Source organism: Pseudomonas sp. RIT-PI-S, assembly GCF_025642975.1.
Lineage (GTDB): Bacteria > Pseudomonadota > Gammaproteobacteria > Pseudomonadales > Pseudomonadaceae > Aquipseudomonas.
Map to the genome: position 1 here is coordinate 45,333 of NZ_JANZKJ010000017.1, position 19,419 is coordinate 64,751.

17 protein-coding genes are annotated in these 19,419 nt (G+C 62.2%); 12 read left to right on the forward strand and 5 right to left on the reverse strand.

The genetic code is table 11. The annotated features are described in order from the left end of the window. Positions 1 to 88: 88 nt before the first annotated feature. Complete coding sequence (locus tag OGL93_RS19640; protein ID WP_263264578.1) at positions 89 to 1,018, reverse strand: DUF1853 family protein; 930 nt, start codon at positions 1,016 to 1,018, stop codon at positions 89 to 91. 130 nt (positions 1,019 to 1,148) lie between these two features. On the opposite strand from OGL93_RS19640, the gene OGL93_RS19645 reads away from it, so the two are divergent. From OGL93_RS19645 to OGL93_RS19680, 8 genes are all read left to right on the forward strand, one after another. Further along, positions 1,149 to 2,039: an NAD(+) kinase gene (locus OGL93_RS19645; RefSeq protein ID WP_263264579.1), complete on the forward strand. Its 891-nt coding sequence runs from the start codon at positions 1,149 to 1,151 to the stop codon at positions 2,037 to 2,039. Next, entirely contained in the window at positions 2,039 to 3,010 is a 972-nt protein-coding gene (locus OGL93_RS19650; protein ID WP_263264581.1) for a metallophosphoesterase, read from the forward strand. The genes OGL93_RS19645 and OGL93_RS19650 overlap by 1 nt, the downstream gene beginning before the upstream one ends. Beyond that, on the forward strand, positions 3,007 to 3,879 hold the full coding sequence (locus OGL93_RS19655) for a rhomboid family intramembrane serine protease (RefSeq protein WP_263264583.1): 873 nt from the start codon (positions 3,007 to 3,009) through the stop codon (positions 3,877 to 3,879). The genes OGL93_RS19650 and OGL93_RS19655 overlap by 4 nt, the downstream gene beginning before the upstream one ends. A 22-nt stretch (positions 3,880 to 3,901) precedes the next feature. Next, positions 3,902 to 4,162 carry a DUF1315 family protein gene (locus OGL93_RS19660; protein ID WP_263264585.1) on the forward strand — a complete coding sequence of 87 codons (261 nt, stop codon included), beginning with the start codon at positions 3,902 to 3,904 and terminating at the stop codon, positions 4,160 to 4,162. Positions 4,163 to 4,173: 11 nt separating this feature from the next. After that, positions 4,174 to 5,004: a DUF2797 domain-containing protein gene (locus OGL93_RS19665; protein WP_263264641.1), complete on the forward strand. Its 831-nt coding sequence runs from the start codon at positions 4,174 to 4,176 to the stop codon at positions 5,002 to 5,004. A gap of 12 nt (positions 5,005 to 5,016) precedes the next feature. Then, the gene (gene pepN / locus OGL93_RS19670; RefSeq protein WP_263264586.1) at positions 5,017 to 7,689 is read left to right on the forward strand and encodes an aminopeptidase N; all 2,673 of its coding nucleotides are present in this window, start codon (positions 5,017 to 5,019) and stop codon (positions 7,687 to 7,689) included. Between the two features lie 143 nt (positions 7,690 to 7,832). Then, entirely contained in the window at positions 7,833 to 8,822 is a 990-nt protein-coding gene (locus tag OGL93_RS19675; protein WP_263264587.1) for a YCF48-related protein, read from the forward strand. Then, positions 8,819 to 11,179 carry an MMPL family transporter gene (locus tag OGL93_RS19680; RefSeq protein ID WP_263264588.1) on the forward strand — a complete coding sequence of 787 codons (2,361 nt, stop codon included), beginning with the start codon at positions 8,819 to 8,821 and terminating at the stop codon, positions 11,177 to 11,179. The genes OGL93_RS19675 and OGL93_RS19680 overlap by 4 nt, the downstream gene beginning before the upstream one ends. Positions 11,180 to 11,258: 79 nt before the next feature. On the opposite strand, the gene OGL93_RS19685 is transcribed toward OGL93_RS19680, so the two are convergent. The 3 genes from OGL93_RS19685 to OGL93_RS19695 all read right to left on the reverse strand — a co-directional run bounded on the left by OGL93_RS19685 (position 11,259) and on the right by OGL93_RS19695 (position 13,625). Beyond that, entirely contained in the window at positions 11,259 to 11,981 is a 723-nt protein-coding gene (locus OGL93_RS19685) for a FadR/GntR family transcriptional regulator (RefSeq protein WP_263264589.1), read from the reverse strand. 99 nt (positions 11,982 to 12,080) lie between these two features. Further along, entirely contained in the window at positions 12,081 to 12,818 is a 738-nt protein-coding gene (locus OGL93_RS19690; protein WP_263264590.1) for a hypothetical protein, read from the reverse strand. A gap of 57 nt (positions 12,819 to 12,875) precedes the next feature. Next, a complete protein-coding gene (locus tag OGL93_RS19695; protein WP_263264591.1) occupies positions 12,876 to 13,625 on the reverse strand; it encodes a hypothetical protein in 750 nt (249 codons plus the stop codon). A 360-nt stretch (positions 13,626 to 13,985) separates the two neighbouring features. On the opposite strand from OGL93_RS19695, the gene OGL93_RS19700 reads away from it, so the two are divergent. Continuing rightward, on the forward strand, positions 13,986 to 14,339 hold the full coding sequence (locus OGL93_RS19700; RefSeq protein ID WP_263264592.1) for a hypothetical protein: 354 nt from the start codon (positions 13,986 to 13,988) through the stop codon (positions 14,337 to 14,339). Next, positions 14,336 to 14,977 carry a hypothetical protein gene (locus tag OGL93_RS19705; RefSeq protein ID WP_263264593.1) on the forward strand — a complete coding sequence of 214 codons (642 nt, stop codon included), beginning with the start codon at positions 14,336 to 14,338 and terminating at the stop codon, positions 14,975 to 14,977. The genes OGL93_RS19700 and OGL93_RS19705 overlap by 4 nt, the downstream gene beginning before the upstream one ends. A gap of 135 nt (positions 14,978 to 15,112) precedes the next feature. Here the strand turns inward: OGL93_RS19705 and OGL93_RS19710 are convergent, their stop codons facing one another. Further along, the gene (locus OGL93_RS19710; protein ID WP_263264594.1) at positions 15,113 to 16,852 is read right to left on the reverse strand and encodes an IlvD/Edd family dehydratase; all 1,740 of its coding nucleotides are present in this window, start codon (positions 16,850 to 16,852) and stop codon (positions 15,113 to 15,115) included. Positions 16,853 to 17,051: 199 nt separating this feature from the next. Between OGL93_RS19710 and OGL93_RS19715 the strand changes: the two genes are divergently transcribed. Both OGL93_RS19715 and araD1 read left to right on the forward strand, forming a co-directional pair. Continuing rightward, on the forward strand, positions 17,052 to 18,362 hold the full coding sequence (locus tag OGL93_RS19715) for an MFS transporter (RefSeq protein ID WP_263264595.1): 1,311 nt from the start codon (positions 17,052 to 17,054) through the stop codon (positions 18,360 to 18,362). 21 nt (positions 18,363 to 18,383) lie between these two features. Continuing rightward, positions 18,384 to 19,376 carry an AraD1 family protein gene (gene araD1, locus OGL93_RS19720; protein ID WP_263264596.1) on the forward strand — a complete coding sequence of 331 codons (993 nt, stop codon included), beginning with the start codon at positions 18,384 to 18,386 and terminating at the stop codon, positions 19,374 to 19,376. Positions 19,377 to 19,419 lie beyond the last annotated feature (43 nt).

Here is a 19,419-nt window from a genome sequence, read left to right on the forward strand (position 1 = left end):
CGCACCTGTAGGCGCAGCGCTCTACGTGCCTGCGGTCATCGCCAGCGCAGGCAAAGCTGGCCCCTGCCTGCGAAACGCACACGGCCCGCTAGGAAGGCCAGCCATCACTCACGAGGAACAGCCGCTGCGCTTCGTCGGCGAATTCGCCATGGGGCACCATGCGAACCAGCAGCTGTGCCGGGGCGTCGGCGGGCAATTCGTCGAGCCAGTGCTGCAAGGTGAAGGTGTCCCACAGCTCGGCGGTGGGGCAGCGTGCCGGCCCCAGCCAGCGGGCCCTGGGCAGCGGTTGCCAGTAGCCCCGGGCGTTGGCGGCCATCGCTGGCCATTGGCAGCGGTGCAGCCAGTCGCCGCGCAGGTGATCGTCGCTGGCACCGGCAGGGGCTTGGCCATGGGCATGCCACGGGTAAAAGAGATAACCGCCTAGCCACAGCCAGGGTTGCGGGTCCGTCAGCCCCAGGCTGAGCAGCCGCTGCCGCGCCGCCGGATGGCCAGACAGCGGCAGCTGGTGGCCGGCCAGGTGAAACAACTTGCGGTCCAGCCGGTCGTCCCGGCCGGGGCCTAGCCAGTCGGCGGTGCTGTCTCCTGTGGCGTCGTCCCTGCCCAGGTAGAACTTCACCGCCAGCTCCACATGGTGCAGCCCGTCATGGTCGCGCAGCACCGCGTCCATCTCCCCCAACGTGTGGCCGTTCTCGCGGATCGGCAGGTTGGCGGCCAGCAGCTCGACCCCCGGCGCCTGGCGCAGCGCGAACTGCCATAGCCGTTCGTAATAAAGGCCCAGGCGATGGGTCGAACTCGTGGCCAGCCACTCACTCAAATGGCTGTCGTCTTCGTCGAGCAGGCGTAACCAGCGTGCCATGGCTTCGGGCGCCTTCGCCCAGTCGCTGCCCTGCAAGGGGTGGCGCTGCGCCCACGGCGCCTGGTCGAGCATTGCCGGTGAAGTCAGCACCCACGCCAGGTCCCGCACCGCAGGGCGGCGCAGCAGGCGGGGAAGTTCGCAGAGGGAGGCAAAAGGGTTCATTTGCGCAGCATAGCTGCTGCTGGGTACTTCATCCGCATCAAAGCTACGTTCCCCGGGGTGGTGTTTTTGTCTGGGCCGCCGCTTTGGCTCATAATCGTGGCTTTGCCTCACCAGAACGCCCGGGAGCCCCATGGAGCAGTTTCGTAATATCGGTATCATCGGCCGTCTCGGCAGCACCCAGGTGCTGGACACCATCCGCCGGCTGAAAAGGTTCCTGGTGGAACGGCACCTGCACGTGATCCTCGAAGACACTATCGCCGAAGTGCTCCCCGGCCATGGCCTGCAAACTTCCACGCGCAAGTTGCTCGGCGAAGTGTGCGACCTGGTGATCGTGGTGGGCGGCGACGGCAGCCTGCTCGGCGCCGCCCGCGCCCTGGCCCGCCACCATATCCCGGTGCTCGGCGTGAACCGCGGCAGCCTGGGCTTTCTCACGGACATCCGCCCCGACGAACTCGAGCACAAGGTCGCCGAGGTACTCGATGGCCATTACCTGGTAGAAAGCCGGTTCCTGCTGGAGGCCGAAGTGCGCCGCCATGGCGAGGCCATTGGCCAGGGCGATGCCCTCAACGACGTGGTGCTGCACCCGGGCAAGTCCACCCGGATGATCGAGTTCGAGATCTACATCGACGGGCAGTTCGTGTGCAGCCAGAAGGCCGACGGCCTGATCGTCGCCACGCCTACCGGCTCTACCGCCTATGCGCTCTCGGCCGGCGGGCCGATCATGCACCCCAAGCTCGATGCCATCGTGATCGTGCCCATGTACCCGCATACGCTGAGCGGCCGGCCGATCGTGGTCGACGGCAACAGCGAGCTGAAAATCGTGGTGGCCAAGGACATGACCATCTATCCACAGGTGTCCTGTGACGGCCAGAACCACTTCACCTGTGCCCCTGGGGACACCATCACGGTGAAGAAAAAGCCGCAGAAGCTGCGGCTTATCCATCCCCTGGACCATAACTACTACGAGGTCTGCCGCACCAAGCTTGGCTGGGGCAGCAAGCTCGGCGGCGGAGGCGAGTGATGCTCGATCCTTCCCGAAGGTACGACCTGATCGGCGATGTGCATGGTTGCGCCCATACCCTGGAGCACTTGCTGGATACGCTTGGCTATAGGCGCCAGGGCGGGGTGTGGCGCCACCCTCAGCGCCAGGCGGTGTTCCTGGGCGACATCATCGACCGCGGCCCGCGCATCCGTGAGGCGCTGCACATCGTGCACGACATGGTCGAGGCGGGTGAAGCCTGGTGCATCATGGGCAATCACGAGTTCAACGCCCTGGGCTGGGTCACCCCGGCGCTTCCCGGCAGTGGCAAGGCGCATGTGCGCGAGCATACGCCGCGCCACCTGCGGCTGATCGAGGCGACCCTGGACCAGGTCGCCCAGCACCCGAAAGACTGGCAGGATTTTCTCGGCTGGTTCTACCAACTGCCGTTGTTCGTCGATGCCGGGCGCTTCCGCCTGGTGCATGCCTGCTGGGACAGCACCCTGATCGGCCCGCTGCGCCAGGCCTTCCCCGACGGCCGGGTGGACCAGCACTTCGTGCAAGCTTCCAGCGTGCCCAACAGCTTTGCCGCCAACGTGTTCGATCGCCTGCTGCGCGGCACCGACATGCGCCTGCCCGATGGCATGGCGATCACCGGTGGCGATGGCCTGACCCGCGCCTTCTTCCGCACCAAGTTCTGGGAAGACGACCCACAAACCTATGGCGATGTGGTGTTCCAACCCGATGCCCTGCCCGACGCCGTGGCGCGCACCCCACTCAGCGCACGGGAAAAACAGTCGCTGCTGCGCTATGGCGCCGACGAGCCGCTGCTGTTCGTCGGTCATTACTGGCGTAGCGGCCGGCCAGCGCCGATCCGCCCGAACCTGGCCTGCCTGGATTACAGCGCGGTGCTCTACGGCAAGCTGGTGGCTTACCGGCTGGACGACGAGCAGGTGCTGGACCCGCGCAAGTTCGTGTGGGTGGATGTCACGCGGCCGGAGCATCGCCCTTGAAGCCTATCGCCGCATTACGCCTGCCGGTGGCGAAAAACCTTGGCGGCTTCGTTCGGCTGCTGCGGCGCCTGCAGGTACCGCATCGGGTCACCGAGGAGGGGCCAGAGCAGGTGCTGTGGGTGCCTACCGACGACATGGCCGAACAGGTGCGCGAACTGCACGCCCGCTATCCCGATGGCGACAGCGCGCCCATGGTGGCTCAGCCCGCGCTGCCTGGCCCCGGCCGGGGGATCAGCGCCTGGCGGCAGCTGCGCGCCAGCCCGGTCACTACCGTGGTGTTGCTGCTGTGCCTGCTGGTGGGCGCCATCAGCCTGCTGGGCGAGAACCTGGAACCCTTGCACTGGCTGACCTTCGTGGACTTCCACCAGGAAGGCGACTACGCCTGGTTCAAGCCGTGGATCGAAACCCTCGAGGCCGGGCAGTGGTGGCGGCTGGTAACGCCGATGTTCATCCACTTCGGCATCCTCCACCTGACCATGAATGGCCTGTGGTATTGGGAACTGGGCCGGCGCATCGAGTGGCGGCAGGGATCCTTGGCGCTGGCCGGGCTAACCCTGCTGTATGCGGGGGTTTCGAACCTGACCCAATACTTGTGGAGCGGCCCTGCGCTGTTCGGTGGGCTCTCCGGCGTGCTCTATGCATTGCTGGGGCATGTGTGGCTGTTCAACTGGCTGGCGCCGTCGCCGCTGTACCGCCTGCCCAAGGGCGTGCTGATCATGATGCTGGCCTGGCTTGGCCTGTGCCTTCTGGGCGCGGCGAGTGTGCTGGGCTTCGGCGAGATCGCCAACGGCGCCCATGTGGGAGGCTTGTTGGTCGGTTGTATCACCGGCCTATTGGGCGGCGCGCTCGCACGCCGTAAAATGCGCTAGTTATTTACCTCTGGATGCCCTGATGACCACCTTCGCCGAGATGATCGAAAACATCACCCCCGAGATCTACGAAAGCCTGAAGCTGGCGGTGGAGATTGGCAAATGGTCCGATGGCCGCAAGCTTACCCAGGAGCAGAAGGAGCTGTCGCTGCAGGCGGTCATCGCCTGGGAGCTGCAAAACATGCCCGAAGAGCAACGCACCGGTTACATGGGCCTGCAGGAGTGCAGCTCCAAGAGCGCACCGATCGCCAACATCCTGTTCAAGTCGGACGCCATCCATTGACCGGTCAGCCATTGATCGAGCTCGGCCGTGGTGCTGTCAGCAAAATGGCCATTCGTATCGAAGGTAGCCAGGCGTGCTACGACCTGCGCCTGGGCGAAGCGCGCGTGCCACTCAACCCCTTGGTGGGCCAGCGCCTTCGGCTCGAGTACCTCGGCGCCATTCATTGCGTCAATTGCGGCAAGCGCACTAAAAGCAGCTATAGCCAAGGCTACTGCTACCCTTGCATGACCCGGTTGGCCGCCTGTGACCTGTGCATCATGAGCCCCGAACGCTGCCACTACGAACACGGCACCTGCCGTGAGCCGAGCTGGGGCGAGCAGTTCTGCATGACCGACCACATCGTGTACCTGGCCAACAGCTCCGGTATCAAGGTCGGGATCACCCGCGCCACCCAGCTGCCCACTCGCTGGCTGGACCAGGGCGCCAGCCAGGCGCTGCCGATCCTGCGGGTCGCCACGCGCCAGCAGTCCGGGTTGGTCGAGGATCTGTTCCGTTCCCAGGTGCCAGACCGCACCAACTGGCGCGCGCTGCTCAAGGGCGAAGCCGCCGAGGTGGACCTGCTGGCGGTGCGTGAGCAACTGTTCGATAGCTGCGCCGCGGGCATCAGCCTGCTGCAGGAGCGTTTCGGCCTGCAGGCCATCCAGCCGCTGCCGAACGCCGAAGTGGTGCGCATCAGCTATCCGGTAACGGCGTACCCGGGCAAGATCACCAGCTTCAACCTGGACAAGGACCCCCTCGTCGAAGGCACACTGACCGGCATCAAGGGTCAATACCTGATATTCGACACCGGCGTGATCAACATTCGCAAATACACGGCCTACCAGCTCGCCGTGCACCAGTAGAAGGACAAGGCCATGCGCACAGAACAGCCGAAAACGATCTACCTGAAGGACTACCGCGCCCCCGACTACCTGATCGACGAAACCCACCTGACCTTCGAGCTGCACGAAGACCACACGCTGGTGCACGCCCAACTGGTGATGCGGCGCAACCCCGAGGCCGCAACCGGCGATGCCGGGGAGGGGCTGCCGCCACTGGTGCTCGACGGCCAGGAACTGGAGCTGCTGTCGCTCAAGCTCGACGACCAGGAGCTGGGCGCCACCGACTACCTGTTGGATGACATGCACCTGACCCTGCAGCCCAAGGCCGCGGCCTTCGTGCTGGACAGCAGCGTGCGTATTCACCCCGAAACCAACACCGCGCTAGAGGGGCTGTACAAGTCCGGCAAGATGTTCTGCACCCAGTGCGAGGCCGAGGGCTTCCGCAAGATCACCTGGTACCTGGACCGCCCGGACGTGATGAGCAAGTTCACCACCAGCCTGAGCGCCGACAAGCAGCGTTACCCGATCCTGCTGTCCAACGGCAACCCCATCGCCAGCGGCGAAGCCGAGGGTGGCCGCCACTGGGCAACCTGGGAAGATCCGTTCAAGAAGCCGGCGTACCTGTTCGCCCTGGTGGCAGGGGACCTGTGGTGCATCGAAGACACCTTCACCCGCGCCTCGGGGAAAGACGTAGCCCTGCGCATTTATGTCGAGCCGGAAAACATCGACAAATGCCAGCACGCCATGAACAGCCTGAAGAAGTCCATGCGCTGGGACGAAGAAGTCTACGGCCGCGAGTACGACCTGGACATCTTCATGATCGTGGCGGTCAACGACTTCAACATGGGCGCCATGGAAAACAAGGGGCTCAACATCTTCAACTCCAGTTGCGTGCTGGCCAAGGCCGAGACCGCTACCGACGCCGCCCACCAGCGGGTCGAGGCGGTAGTCGCCCATGAATACTTCCATAACTGGACCGGCAACCGGGTGACCTGCCGCGACTGGTTCCAGCTGTCGCTCAAGGAAGGCTTCACGGTGTATCGCGACGCCGGGTTCTCCGCGGACATGAACTCGGCCACGGTCAAGCGCGTGGAAGACGTAGCCTACCTGCGCACCCACCAGTTCGCCGAGGACGCCGGCCCCATGGCTCATCCGGTGCGCCCTGCGAGCTTCATGGAAATCTCCAACTTCTACACCCTGACGGTGTATGAGAAGGGCTCCGAAGTGGTTGGGATGATCCGCACCCTGCTGGGCGCGGAGGGCTTCCGCAAGGGCAGCGACCTGTTCTTCGAGCGCCACGATGGCCAGGCCGTGACCTGCGATGACTTCGTCAAGGCCATGGAAGACGCCAACGGCGTGGACCTTACCCAGTTCAAGCGGTGGTACAGCCAGGCGGGCACGCCGCGGCTGGCGGTCAGTGAAGCCTTTGACGCGGCGGCGCAAACCTACAGCCTGACCTTCCGCCAAAGCTGCCCGGCAACCCCGGAGAGCGCCGAAAAACTGCCGTTCGTGATCCCGGTGGAGCTGGGCTTGCTCGACGCCCAGGGCCGCGACATCCCTCTGCAGCTGCAAGGCGAGGCCGTGGCCGGTGGCACCAGCCGCGTGCTTTCGGTCACCGAAGCCGAGCAAACCTTTACCTTCGCCGGGGTGAACGCCAAGCCGCTGCCTTCATTGCTGCGCGGCTTCAGCGCGCCGGTGAAGCTGCAGTTCCCCTACGACCGCGACCAGCTGATGTTCCTGATGCAGCACGACAGCGACGGCTTCAACCGCTGGGACGCCGGCCAGCAACTGGCAGTGCAGGTGTTGCAAGAGCTGATCGGCCAACATCAGGCCGGCCAACCGCTCCAGGTAGACGCCCGCCTGATCACCGCGTTTGGCACCTTGCTCAGCGACCACAGCCTTGATCAGGCGATGGTCGCCGAGATGCTCTCGCTGCCGGGCGAGGCCTATCTGGTGGAACTGAGCGAGGTCGCCGACGTGGAGGCGATCCATGCGGCCCGAGAGTTCGTGCGCAAGCACATCGCCGACGAGTTGTTCGGGCCCCTGTGGGCGCGCTACCAGGCCAACCGCGAGCGCTCGCGCAACACCGCCTATGAAGCCAGCGCCGAGCACTTCGCCCGTCGTAGCCTGCAAAACATCGCGCTGAGCTACCTGATACTCAGCGAGCGCCAGGAAGTGCTGGACGCCACCCTGGAACAGTTCGAGCACTGCGACAACATGACCGAACGGCTCACGGCCCTTGCCGTGCTGGTCAATTCGCCGTTCGAGCACGAAAAAGCCAAGGCACTGGCAAGCTTCGCGGAGCACTTCAAGGACAACCCGCTGGTGATGGACCAGTGGTTCAGCGTGCAGGCCGCCAGCACCCTGCCGGGCGGGCTGGAGCGGGTCAAGGCGCTGATGGAGCATCCAGCCTTCAGCCTGCGCAACCCCAACAAGGTCCGTGCGCTGATCGGTGCCTTCGCCGGGCAGAACCACATCAACTTCCACGCCCCCGACGGCAGCGGCTATCGCTTCCTGGCAGACCTGGTCATCCAGCTTAATGCGCTCAACCCGCAGATCGCTTCGCGCCAGTTGACCCCGTTGACCCGCTGGCGCAAGTTCGGTGGTGCCCGCCAGGCGCTGATGAAGGGCGAGCTGGAGCGGATCAAGGCCAGCGGCCAGCTGTCCAGCGATGTGTTCGAAGTAGTGAGCAAGAGCCTGGCCTAGCCGCCAGGCGAACAGCGCCCGCGCACCATGTGGCGGGCCATACCCGCCCCATTGCCAACATGAATGGCCGCCGTTTGGCGGCCACTTTGCGCTATACATTCCCCAGCCTGCCAACTAACAAAAAATAAAACAGGAATGGCTTCATGGGGAAAACCCTTCTGCTCGCGTTTTCGCTACTGTTCCCACTGCTGGCTGGTGCGGCACCTGCCGCCGAGCCTGTAGCCGCTTCCGATACCCCTGAACGGGCCCTCCATGGCTTGCTGCTGGACATCGCCACCGCCGGTGAACGGCTGGTCGCCGTGGGCGACCGCGGCCAAGTGTTGTTGTCCGATGACCAGGGCCAGCACTGGCGCCTGGGGCAAGTGCCCAGCCATGCCCTGCTGACCGCGGTGTTCTTCACCGATGCCCAGCACGGCTGGGCGGTGGGCCATGACTCGCAGGTGCTCGCCAGCACCGACGGCGGAGAACATTGGCAAGTGCAGCATGACGACCCCGCCAGAGAGGCGCCGCTGCTGGACCTATGGTTCGCCGATGCCGACCGCGGGTTGGCCATTGGCGCCTACGGCCAGCTGCTGGTGACCACCGACGGTGGCGCCCACTGGGACGATGCCAGCGAGCGGCTGGACAACCCCGACCAGCTGCACCTCAACGCCATAGGCGCCAGCGGCGACGGCAGCCTGTTCATCGTCGGCGAGCAGGGCACCCTGTTCCGGTCGCGAGACGCCGGCGAACATTGGGAGCACCTGGACAGCCCCTACCAGGGTTCGTTGTTCGGCGTGCTGGCCACTCGAGAGCCCGGAACGCTGTTGATCTATGGCTTGCGCGGTAACCTTCTGCGCTCCACCGACAGCGGCGACAGCTGGCAGCTGGTACCGCTGGGCGGCGCTGAAACGCGAGTGGACAGCGGCCTGGCCGGCGGCGCCTTGCTCGCCGACGGCAGCCTGGTGATCGTCGGCAACGCCGGCACTGTGCTGCACAGTGAGGATGACGGGCGCAGTTTCAGCGCCTTCATCCGCCCCGACCGGCAAGCGCTGGCGGCAGTCGTGCAGGCCCCCAAGGGTGAACTCTGGCTGGTAGGGCAGGGTGGCGCCAGGCGGGCCGACAGCAGCGGTAAAGGGGAGGGCATGCAATGAACCAAGCGACTGTTCCGCCACCGATCGAGGCCAAGCCAGGGCTGCTGGAGCGGCTGATCTTCGACCATCGCCTGGTGGTGATCGGGTTATGCCTGCTGACGAGCGTGGTGCTGTTCTGGCAGGCCCTGCAGATTCGCCCCTCAACCAGCTTCGAGAAGATGATCCCCCTGGGGCACCCGTACATCCAGAACATGATGGCCCACCGTAACGACCTGGCCAACCTGGGCAATACCCTGCGGGTTTCGGTGGAAACCACCGACGGGGATATCTTCCAGGCCGGCTACATGGAAACGCTGCGTGAGGTCAACGATGAGCTGTTCTACCTCACTGGCGTGGACCGCGCAGGGCTTAAGTCCTTGTGGAGCCCGAGCGTGCGCTGGACCGAAGTCACCGAAGAGGGCTTCGCCGGCGGCGAAATCATCCCGCCCAGCTATGACGGGTCCCCCGCCAGCCTCGACCGCCTGCGCGACAACGTGCTCAAGTCCGGGCAAGTGGGGCGTATGGTCGCGAACGATTTTCGCTCGACCATCGTAGAAGTGCCGCTGCTGGAGCAATATGCCGACCCGCAAGACCCCAGCAAGCGGTTGCAGCTCGACTATCGCCAGCTGTCCCATGAACTCGAAGCCAAGGTGCGCGACAAGTACCAAGCGCAGAACCCCCATGTACGGATTCATATCGTTGGGTTCGCCAAAAAGGTTGGCGACCTGATCGATGGGCTGGTGATGGTGGTAGCGTTCTTTGCCGTGGTGTTGGCCGTGACCCTGGTGCTGCTGCTGGCCTTCACCCGCTGCGTGCGCAGTACGGTGGCGGTGCTGTTGGCGACCCTGGTGGCGGTGGTATGGCAGCTTGGGCTGATGCATGCCCTGGGCTTCGGGCTGGACCCGTATTCGATGCTGGTGCCGTTCTTGATTTTTGCCATCGGCATTTCCCACGGGGTGCAGAAAATCAACGGCATCGCCTTGCAATCCGGCAACGCGGACAACGCGTTGATCGCGGCTCGGCGAACCTTCAGGCAGCTTTTTTTACCGGGCATGATCGCCATTCTGGCTGACGCCGTGGGCTTCATCACCCTGCTGGTGATCGACATCGGGGTGATCCGCGAGCTGGCCATAGGGGCGTCGGTGGGCGTAGCGGTCATCGTCTTCACCAACCTCATTCTGCTTCCGGTGGCGATTTCCTACGCCGGCATCAGTGGCAAGGCGATCGAGCGCAGCCGGCGCGATGCGCATCGCGATCATCGTTTCTGGCGGGTGTTGTCCGGCTTTGCCAGCCCGAAGGTGGCGCCAATCTCGTTGCTGCTGGCGCTGCTCGCCTTCGGCGCCGGGCTTTGGTACAGCCAGCGCCTGCAGATCGGCGACCTTGACCAAGGTGCCCCCGAGCTGCGGGCGGATTCGCGTTACAACCGCGACAACGGCTTTATCATCGAGCATTACTCCACCAGCTCCGACGTGCTGGTGGTGATGGTGAAAACCGGCGCCGAACAGTGTTCCAGCTACCCGGTGATGGCGGCGATCGACGACCTGAGCTGGGCGTTGCAAGGCACCCCCGGGGTGCAGTCCGCGGTGTCGCTGGTCACGGTGTCCAAGCAGGTCATCAAGGGCATGAACGAAGGCAGCCTGAAATGGGAGAGCCTTTCGCGCAACCAGGATGTGTTGAACAACTCCATCGCCCGTGCCGATAGCCTGTATAACGCCAACTGCTCGCTGGCCCCGCTGCTGGTGTTCCTCAACGACCACAAAGCCCAGACCCTCAAGGCCGTGACGGCCACGGTCAAGGCCTTCGCCGCCGAGCACGACCGCGAGGGCTTGAGTTTCCTGCTGGCGGCGGGCAACGCCGGGGTGGAAGCGGCCACCAACGAAGTGATTGCCCAGGCGGAAATGATCATCCTCGGCCTGGTGTACCTGTGCGTCGCGATCATGTGCTTCATCACCTTCCGTTCCCTGGCTGCCACCTTATGCATCATCCTGCCGCTGGTGCTGACCTCGGTGTTGGGCAATGCCTTGATGGCCGCCATGGGGATAGGGGTAAAGGTAGCCACCCTGCCGGTGATTGCCCTCGGGGTGGGCATTGGCGTGGACTACGGTATTTATATCTACAGCCGCCTATCGAGCTTCCTGCGCGCCGGCATGCCGCTGCAGGAGGCGTATTACCAAACCCTGCGCTCCACCGGCAAAGCCGTATTGTTCACCGGCCTGTGCCTGGCGATCGGTGTGGCTACCTGGATGTTCTCCGCCATCAAGTTCCAGGCGGACATGGGCCTGATGCTCACTTTCATGCTGCTATGGAACATGTTCGGGGCGCTCTGGCTGCTGCCGGCACTGGCGCGGTTCCTGGTGGTGAGGCGGGCGGGGAACTGACCCGTTCGCGAAGGCGCCAGCCGGGTTCGCCGGCTGGCGCCTTCGCCCCATTCACAATGCGATCGCCGGCAAGGCTACCCTACAGGCCGAGCTTCTGCCCCAACACCACGCTCAACGCATGGCGGGCGTCGTCCAGCTGCACCAGGGCGGCATGATGCGCGGCCAGCGGATCGCGGCTTTCGATGGCGGTAAGGATCGCCCTGTGCCGCGGCATGGCGAACTCGTGCGAATTCGGCCGCTGGTTGGAATGGCGCAAGGCTTCGCGCAGGGCCACGGCCAACATGTTGCACAAATGCGCGAGCAGGTCGTTGTGGGTGGCGTCGAAGATGCGGCTATGGAAGTCCAGGTCCGGCTGCAGCAACGCGTCCGGCGTTTGCGCCTGTTCCATCCGTTGGTATGCCTCGCCAATGGCGGCGACGTCTTCGGCGGTGGCGTGCTGGGCGGCCAGGGCAGCAGCCGCCGGCTCGATGATTGCCCGCACGCTGGTCAGCAAGGCGAAGAATTCAGTCTGCGGGGTGGTCTGCATCACCCAATTGAGCACGTCTGGGTCGAGCAGATGCCATTCACGTCGTTGCTTGACCACCGTGCCCACCCGCGGGCGCGAATACACCAGCCCCTTGGCGACCAGCACCCGGGTAGCCTCGCGCAACACCGGGCGGCTGACGGCGTAGTCTTCACACAACGATGCCTCGGGCGGGAGTTTTTGATCCGGTAGAAACCGGCCAGAAACGATCTGCATGCCCAGCTCCTGAACGATCCTTGCGTGCATGCTCTTGCGTTCGGAGGGTTTGCGGTAATCCATGGGGTATCGGCATCTGCGCGGGCGAAGCGGCAATGATAGCGCAAAGCGGGTTGCATGCCGAAGGGTGGCGTTGGTAGGGGCTCACCCTGAGAGGCTAAACTAGCCGCCCCAACAGTGCCTGTAGATCGTGTATTCCACCCACTTGGAGGTATCTTCATAGCGGGTAAACAAGCCTAAGTGCCCGACCAGATGATCAAAGCAGATCAAAGCTTTTTTACCTGCCTCGTCGATCTCACAGATCGCGCCGTAAGCAGTGTTTTTTTCCCTACCAAGCCATCGGTAACGGATCTTGTTGCAGTGCCTAAGGGGTATGTCGAAGCCACGGTCTTCGATATCTGATCTCAACATGGTTAGCACCGGGCGCCTTTTGCCCCATCCAAGCTCCGGCATGGTCCATTCATCGATGGAATCAACCTCGTCGGTACTCTGATCCGCATCAGGTACCAGCCTCCCTCCACAACTATGAAGAATGCTATCACCTATCCACGCAGCGTCTGCTCCATAAGGCTTTCGCGCATAGCCGAAGTGTTGCCCTGTTAAATCCCAGCAGAAGAATCCCTTCTCGTTCTTATGGCTGGTTTTGCAAATGGAACCATAGCCAACACTTTCCCCTGCTGCATCGGATAGGTGGTAAACGGCTTCGCAACTTCGCTTAAGCCCCAGCATGCGTTTGAATTCTTTGCTGGAACCCAAAGGCGCCAGTGCGCCTGGTTCACGTGCTTCCGGAAGCTTCTCTAGAATATAGCCAGCTTGCGCATAGAAGGGCTTGTCTTCAAATAACCGAGCCATTGCCGATGTAGTGAACATGGCGGTTAGAAAGTACAGAGCAATTTTCATATGTTTATTTCGTAAGCTTTTAGGTGGGCGCTGTTGATTGGTGATGCAAACGATACGTCAGTCGCTCCAGCAAAACCTGTACATGGTAAGCTCAGTCCACTTTGATGTTTTTTGATGACGAGTGAAAATACCAAAATTTTCGGCCAGATTATCAAGGCAGATAACAGCCTCGTGATTTGCAGCATCGATTTTGCAGGTCGCTCCATAATAGTTGTTTCCTTCCTCACCGAGGCTGATCAAACGTATTGGATCGCAACGTGGAGATATGTCAAAGCCGAGGCGTTTGAGGTCATGGTAAAGCATAGTCACCACGGGGCGTTTTTCGCCCCATCCAACCTCTGGCAGTGCCCATCCGTCCCTGGTGGGAACGAGTTCGACGCCATCGATCTTTTCTCTATGATCCGGCTCGGGCACTAGCGCCCCGCCACACCCATGAAGAATACTGTCGCCCATCCAGTCGCTACTTGCCCCATGGCGCCTGTTTGCATACCCAAAATGCTGGCCACCCTTATCCCAACAGAAGAACCCTTTGAGGTTAGCTTGGTCGGTTTTACAGATAGAACCATAGGCGACACTTTGTCCGGTTTCGTCGGCCAGGTGGTAAATGGTTTCACAACTTTCCAAGTGCCCCCGCATGCGTTGGGATTTTCTAATTGAGACCAACGTTTCAAGTGCCTCTGGCCGGTTTATGTCGGCGACTTCTTCTAATGTGTAACCAAGCTGATAATAAAAAGCCAGTTCTTCACTTTCATTGGCGATAGCTGACGTCGAAAAGATGATGGTGGCAAAATACGGAAGCGTCTTCATGCGCGCGCCTTGATTGTGTGATGGGAAGTATTTGACCATAACTCCCGATCTGCAGAAAGGCTTGCAGTCGCAGGTTTTGTGACACTATGTTTGCTCGGGAATAATAAGAAATCGTTTGGTGCCAGTAAAAGAAAATCAAGTTATTGCATCAGGCCTCTAACTTTCAGGGCTGGATGCTGAGCTTCGAATAGATGGCTTTGCCAGGTACTTCCATTGACGAAAACCCCCTGGGTTTTTGCAGAAATTTTACGAGCTACAAGTTAATAGGGATTTATTCCGCCTACACGGTAGGTAATCACGCGCGCACACTTGGGGTAAGCAGGCATGGTCGTTTGCTTGTTTACCATCTAAGGAGTCGTAATGAACGAAAAGGCTAAAGAGCAATCAGGCGATAAAAAAGCACCTACAGCGGAATTCCTAAAGGCCTATGTATTCCTGGCGGTGAAAAGCGGAGAGGTAGCGCGAACCAACCCATACAAATCGAGTTTTTCAACCGGAAGTAGCGGTTTGGCATTCGGGAATATGCAGCACGATACGAAAAAATCCAGCAGAAATGTAAGGGCGCAAACGTATTTTCGAAGGATTTTGGATGCCGAGGTGGCGGCGCAACATCTGAGCAAAGCCAAGGCGGACGCTATTTACACTGCCGCGCTGCATAATCCGAAATCACTTGAAAACAAACACGATAGATCCTTAGTTGATGCAGCGCTATGAGGCATCGTGAGTTAATTAAAAAGGCGGATGAAGAGCGTCTGGACGAGGTGATGATAGAGATAGAGCGAGCATTGAAGGCTGCTGAACAGAACCCTAATGGCCCGGGGGAGCTAAGCAGGGATAACCCTGGCCTTGGCTTTATCGCCGAATTGGCGATGTGGTCGAATAGAGGTAGTGGTTTGAAAGAGACTAGCGATTACATTTCAAAAATGCCCACCATTACCCGCGTCGCGTGGGAAGAAGGCTATCTCAGCCAACAGAGGCAATTCACAAAGGAATTGAACCCAGAAGACTTTTCCAGCTGGCTACGGAAAGTCGACCGGGCCATCCAAGATGCAGAGCAGGGCACCCGCCCACGGATAGAACCGAAGCCAGGTGCCGAAGGCACACCGAATCCGGCTGCCGCGATGCTTCCATATGCAAGCCCCAATGGAAACAGCGGCGTCGTTGCCTACCTTATCGAGGGTGACAGCATTACTCTGCGCTTCGCGGACCGGGCAACCCTGTACCTGTACGACGCTAACCGACCAGGCCTTGCAGCTGTGCAGGAGATGCAACGCCTTGCTAAGCGCGGCACCGGCTTGACCACCTATATCAATCAGCACGTTCGCAAGCACTACGCCTTGAAGATCGGTTGACGGCGCGGGCATGTATTAGCCCCGAACCCCCTAACGAATCGATGCGGGTAGCCTAACCTCACTGTCCAACTTTGGAATGTGCGGATCATTCGCAAGCCAGCCCGCTCCCACACGGTGGCGGGGCGCCCCGCCCACTCAATGCGAGTGCCGCGGCACCTCCGCCCCCCTGCACCCCACCAAAAAGTCAAAATCACACCCCTGATCCGCCTGCATCACATGCTCCACGTACAACTGCCGGTAGCCACCCGGGATTAGATTGCTGGCCTCCGGCTGCCAGTCAGCAAGGCGGGAGGCAAGCTCTTCGTCGCTGATGTCCAGATGCAGGCGGCCCGTGGCGCAGTCCAGCTCGATCCAGTCGCCTTCCTGCACGGCGGCCAGCGGCCCACCGGCGGCGGCCTCGGGGGCTACGTGCAGCACCACGGTGCCGTAGGCGGTGCCGCTCATGCGGGCGTCGGAAATCCGTACCATGTCGGTCACGCCCTGGGCCAGCAACTTGGCGGGCAGGCCCATGTTTCCGACCTCGGCCATGCCTGGGTAGCCTTTGGGCCCGCAGTTCTTCATCACCAGGATGGAGGTCGCGTCCACGTCCAGGTCCGGGTCGTTGATCCGCGCCTTGTAGGCCTCGAAGTTCTCGAACACCACGGCGCGGCCACGGTGCTGCATCAGCGCGGGGGTGGCGGCCGAGGGCTTGAGCACCGCGCCGTTGGGCGCCAGGTTGCCGCGCAACACGCAGATGCCGCCGTCGGCGACCAAGGGGTTATCGATGGCGCGGATCACTTCATCCTTGCCATAGATCGGCGCGGCCTTCACGTTCTCCCACAGGCTTTTGCCGTTGACCGTGAGTGCCTCCGGGTTAGGCAGCAGGTTGTTCTCCCCCAGCCGGCGCAGCACCGCCGGCAGGCCGCCAGCGTAGTAAAACTCCTCCATAAGGAAGCGCCCCGAGGGTTGCAGGTCCACCAGGGTCGGTGTGCCGCGGCCCACGCGGGTCCAGTCGTCCAGCTCCAGGTCCACCCCCATGCGCCCGGCGATGGCCTTGAGGTGAATCACCGCATTGGTGGAGCCGCCAATGGCAGCGTTCACCCGGATGGCGTTCTCGAAGGCTGCGCGGGTAAGCACTTTGGACAGGCGAAGGTCCTCCTTGACCATGTCCACCGCGCGCATGCCGCTCATATGCGCCAGCACATAGCGGCGCGAGTCCACCGCGGGGATCGCGGCGTTATGGGGCAGCGACACACCCAGGGATTCAGCCATGCAGGCCATGGTCGAAGCCGTGCCCATGGTGTTGCAGGTGCCGGCGGAGCGAGACATGCCGGCTTCGGCGGAGAGGAACTCATCCAGGCCGATCAACCCGCCTTTGTAAGCTTCATGCATTTGCCAAACGATGGTCCCGGCGCCGATGTCGCGGCCATTGTGCTTGCCGTTGAGCATGGGCCCGCCGGTGACCACGATGGCCGGCACGTCGCAACTGGCGGCGCCCATCAACAGAGCTGGGGTGGTTTTGTCGCAGCCAGTGAGCAGTACCACGCCGTCCACCGGGTTGCCGCGGATCGCTTCCTCCACGTCCATGCTGGCCAGGTTACGGGTGAGCATCGCCGTGGGCCGCAGGTTGGACTCGCCATTGGAGAACACCGGGAACTCCACCGGGAAGCCGCCAGCTTCTAGAACTCCACGTTTGACGTGTTCTGCAATCTGCCGAAAGTGCGCGTTGCAAGGCGTGAGTTCGGACCAGGTGTTGCAAATGCCAATGATCGGCTTGCCATGGAATTGATGGTCGGCGATGCCCTGGTTCTTCATCCAACTGCGGTACATGAAGCCGTTCTTGTCGTTGGTCCCAAACCATTGGGCCGAGCGCAGGGAAGGTTTTTTCTCGGACATGTCAGGCTCTCTTATTGTAAGACTAATGGCATCGCACGCTTTCTAAAATAGGCTGCATCTCGGGATAATGGAAGAGCTTGTTGGTTAAATAGTAATACTATATAGTCGACTTCAGCCTGAGTGCTTTTCTCGGCCTTCGCCCGCCGCAAAGCCGCATTCCAGACAGCTTCCATAAAAACAACAATTGGAGACCGTCACCATGAGCCAGGAACTCGGGCTTATCCGGCGCATCACCTTCAAACTGATCCCGTTTCTCGTTTTGCTCTACCTGGTCGCTTACGTGGATCGCTCCGCGGTCGGCTTCGCCAAACTGCACATGGGCGCCGACGTGGGCATTGGTGATGCAGCCTATGGCATGGGGGCGGGCCTGTTCTTCATCGGTTACTTTCTGCTGGAAATCCCCAGCAACCTGATGCTCGAACGCTTCGGCGCGCGGCGCTGGTTCGCCCGCATCATGATCACCTGGGGTGTAATCACCATTGGCATGGCGTTCATCCAGGGCCCTTATAGTTTCTACGCCATGCGCCTGCTGCTCGGCGCGGCCGAGGCCGGATTCTTCCCTGGCGTGCTGTACTACATCACCCAGTGGTTCCCCATCCGCCACCGCGGCAAAATCCTCGGCCTGTTTATCCTCTCGCAACCCATCGCCATGATGATCACCGGCCCTGTGTCCGGCGGCCTGCTGGGCCTGGAAGGTGTGCTGGGGCTGCACGGCTGGCAGTGGCTGTTTATCGTGATTGGCATGCCAGCGGTGCTGCTCACCTGGCCGGTGCTGCGCTGGTTGCCCGATGGCCCGCAGCAGGTGAAATGGCTGAGTGCCGAAGAAAAAACCTGGCTAACCGGCGAGCTGGAAAAAGACCTGCGTGAATACGGCCAGACCCGCCACGGCAACCCGTTGCGTGCGCTGAAAGACCCCCGCGTATTGCTGCTGGCGTTGTTCTACCTGCCTGTGACCCTGAGCATCTATGGCCTTGGCCTGTGGTTGCCCACCTTGATCAAGCAGTTCGGTGGCAGCGACCTGGCCACCGGTTTCGTTTCCGCAGTGCCTTATGTGTTCGGCATCGTCGGCCTGCTGCTGGTGCCGCGTAGTTCCGATCGCCTGAACGACCGCTATGGGCACCTGGCGGTGCTCTATGCGCTTGGTGCCGGGGGCATGTTCGGCGCCGCTTGGCTGGCCGCCCCGGCGTTGCAATTGGCGGCGTTGTGCGTGGTGGCGTTTGCGTTGTTTTCCTGCACCGCAGTGTTCTGGACGCTGCCCGGCCGCTTCTTCGCCGGTGCTAGCGCCGCTGCGGGTATCGCCTTGATCAACTCGGTGGGCAACCTGGGCGGTTACCTAGGGCCCTTCGTTGTGGGCGCGCTCAAGGAGGCGACCGGCCAGCTCGCCAGTGGCCTGTATTTCCTCACCGGGGTGATGCTGTTCGGCCTGGTGCTCACGTTCATCGTTTACCGCGTGCTGGAGCGGCGCCATGCGTTGCCGGCCGAAGCCTTCGCTGCCAGCGCGCGCTCTTGAATTGCCCGGAGAGAGACCGTTATGCGCCTAGTACAACTGCAAACCGCTGAGGGAGCCCGCCAGGTAGGCGTGGTGGAAGGCGATCAAGTTCAGGTCCTTGCTAACGTGGGCAGTACCCGCGAACTGGCCCTGCACGCCATCGCCGAAGGCAGTGACCTTGCGACCCAGGCGCAGCGCTGCCAGCGCGGCGAGCGCTTGAGTTATCGCCAGTTGCTCGACGAGCAGCGGATCCTCTCGCCCCTGGACCACCCAGACCCAGCCCACGTGTTGGTCACCGGCACCGGCCTTACTCACCTGGGCAGCGCCGCCACCCGCGACAAGATGCACCAGCAGGCCCACGACGACGCGGCGATCACCGACAGCATGAAGGTGTTCAAGTGGGGCGTGGAGGGCGGCAAGCCACCCGCCGGGGAGGCAGGCATACAGCCCGAATGGTTCTACAAAGGAGACGGCAGCATCATCGTGCGCCCGGGCGCGGCCTTCCCGCTGCCGCCCTTCGCCGAGGATGCCGGGGAAGAGCCTGAACTGGCCGGGCTCTACGTGATTGGCCCGGATCGCCGCCCCTACCGCCTGGGCTATGCCCTGGGCAACGAGTTCTCCGACCATGTGATGGAGCGCAAGAACTACCTGTACCTGGCCCATTCGAAGCTGCGCGCCTGCGCCTTCGGCCCGGAACTGCGGGTTGGCACGTTGCCCGAGCACTTGGCCGGCCTCAGCCGTATCCATCGCGATGGTCAGGTGCTGTGGGAAAAAGAGTTTCTCAGCGGCGCTGCGAACATGTGCCACAGCTTCGACAACCTGGAATTCCATCACTTTAAATACGCCCAGTTCCTGCGGCCGGGCGATGTGCACGTGCACTTCTTCGGCACCGCGACCCTCTCGTTCGCCGATGGCATCAGCGCGCGCCCTGGCGACCGCTTCGAGATCAGCCTGGAGGCGTTCGGCGAGCCGCTGGTCAATGGCATCCGCCACGCCGAAGCGGTGTTCGCGCCGGGTGGGGTAGGGGTGCTTTGAGCTCGCCCTGAAGTGGGCGCGCGAGCAGCGCTTCGCGCAGGTA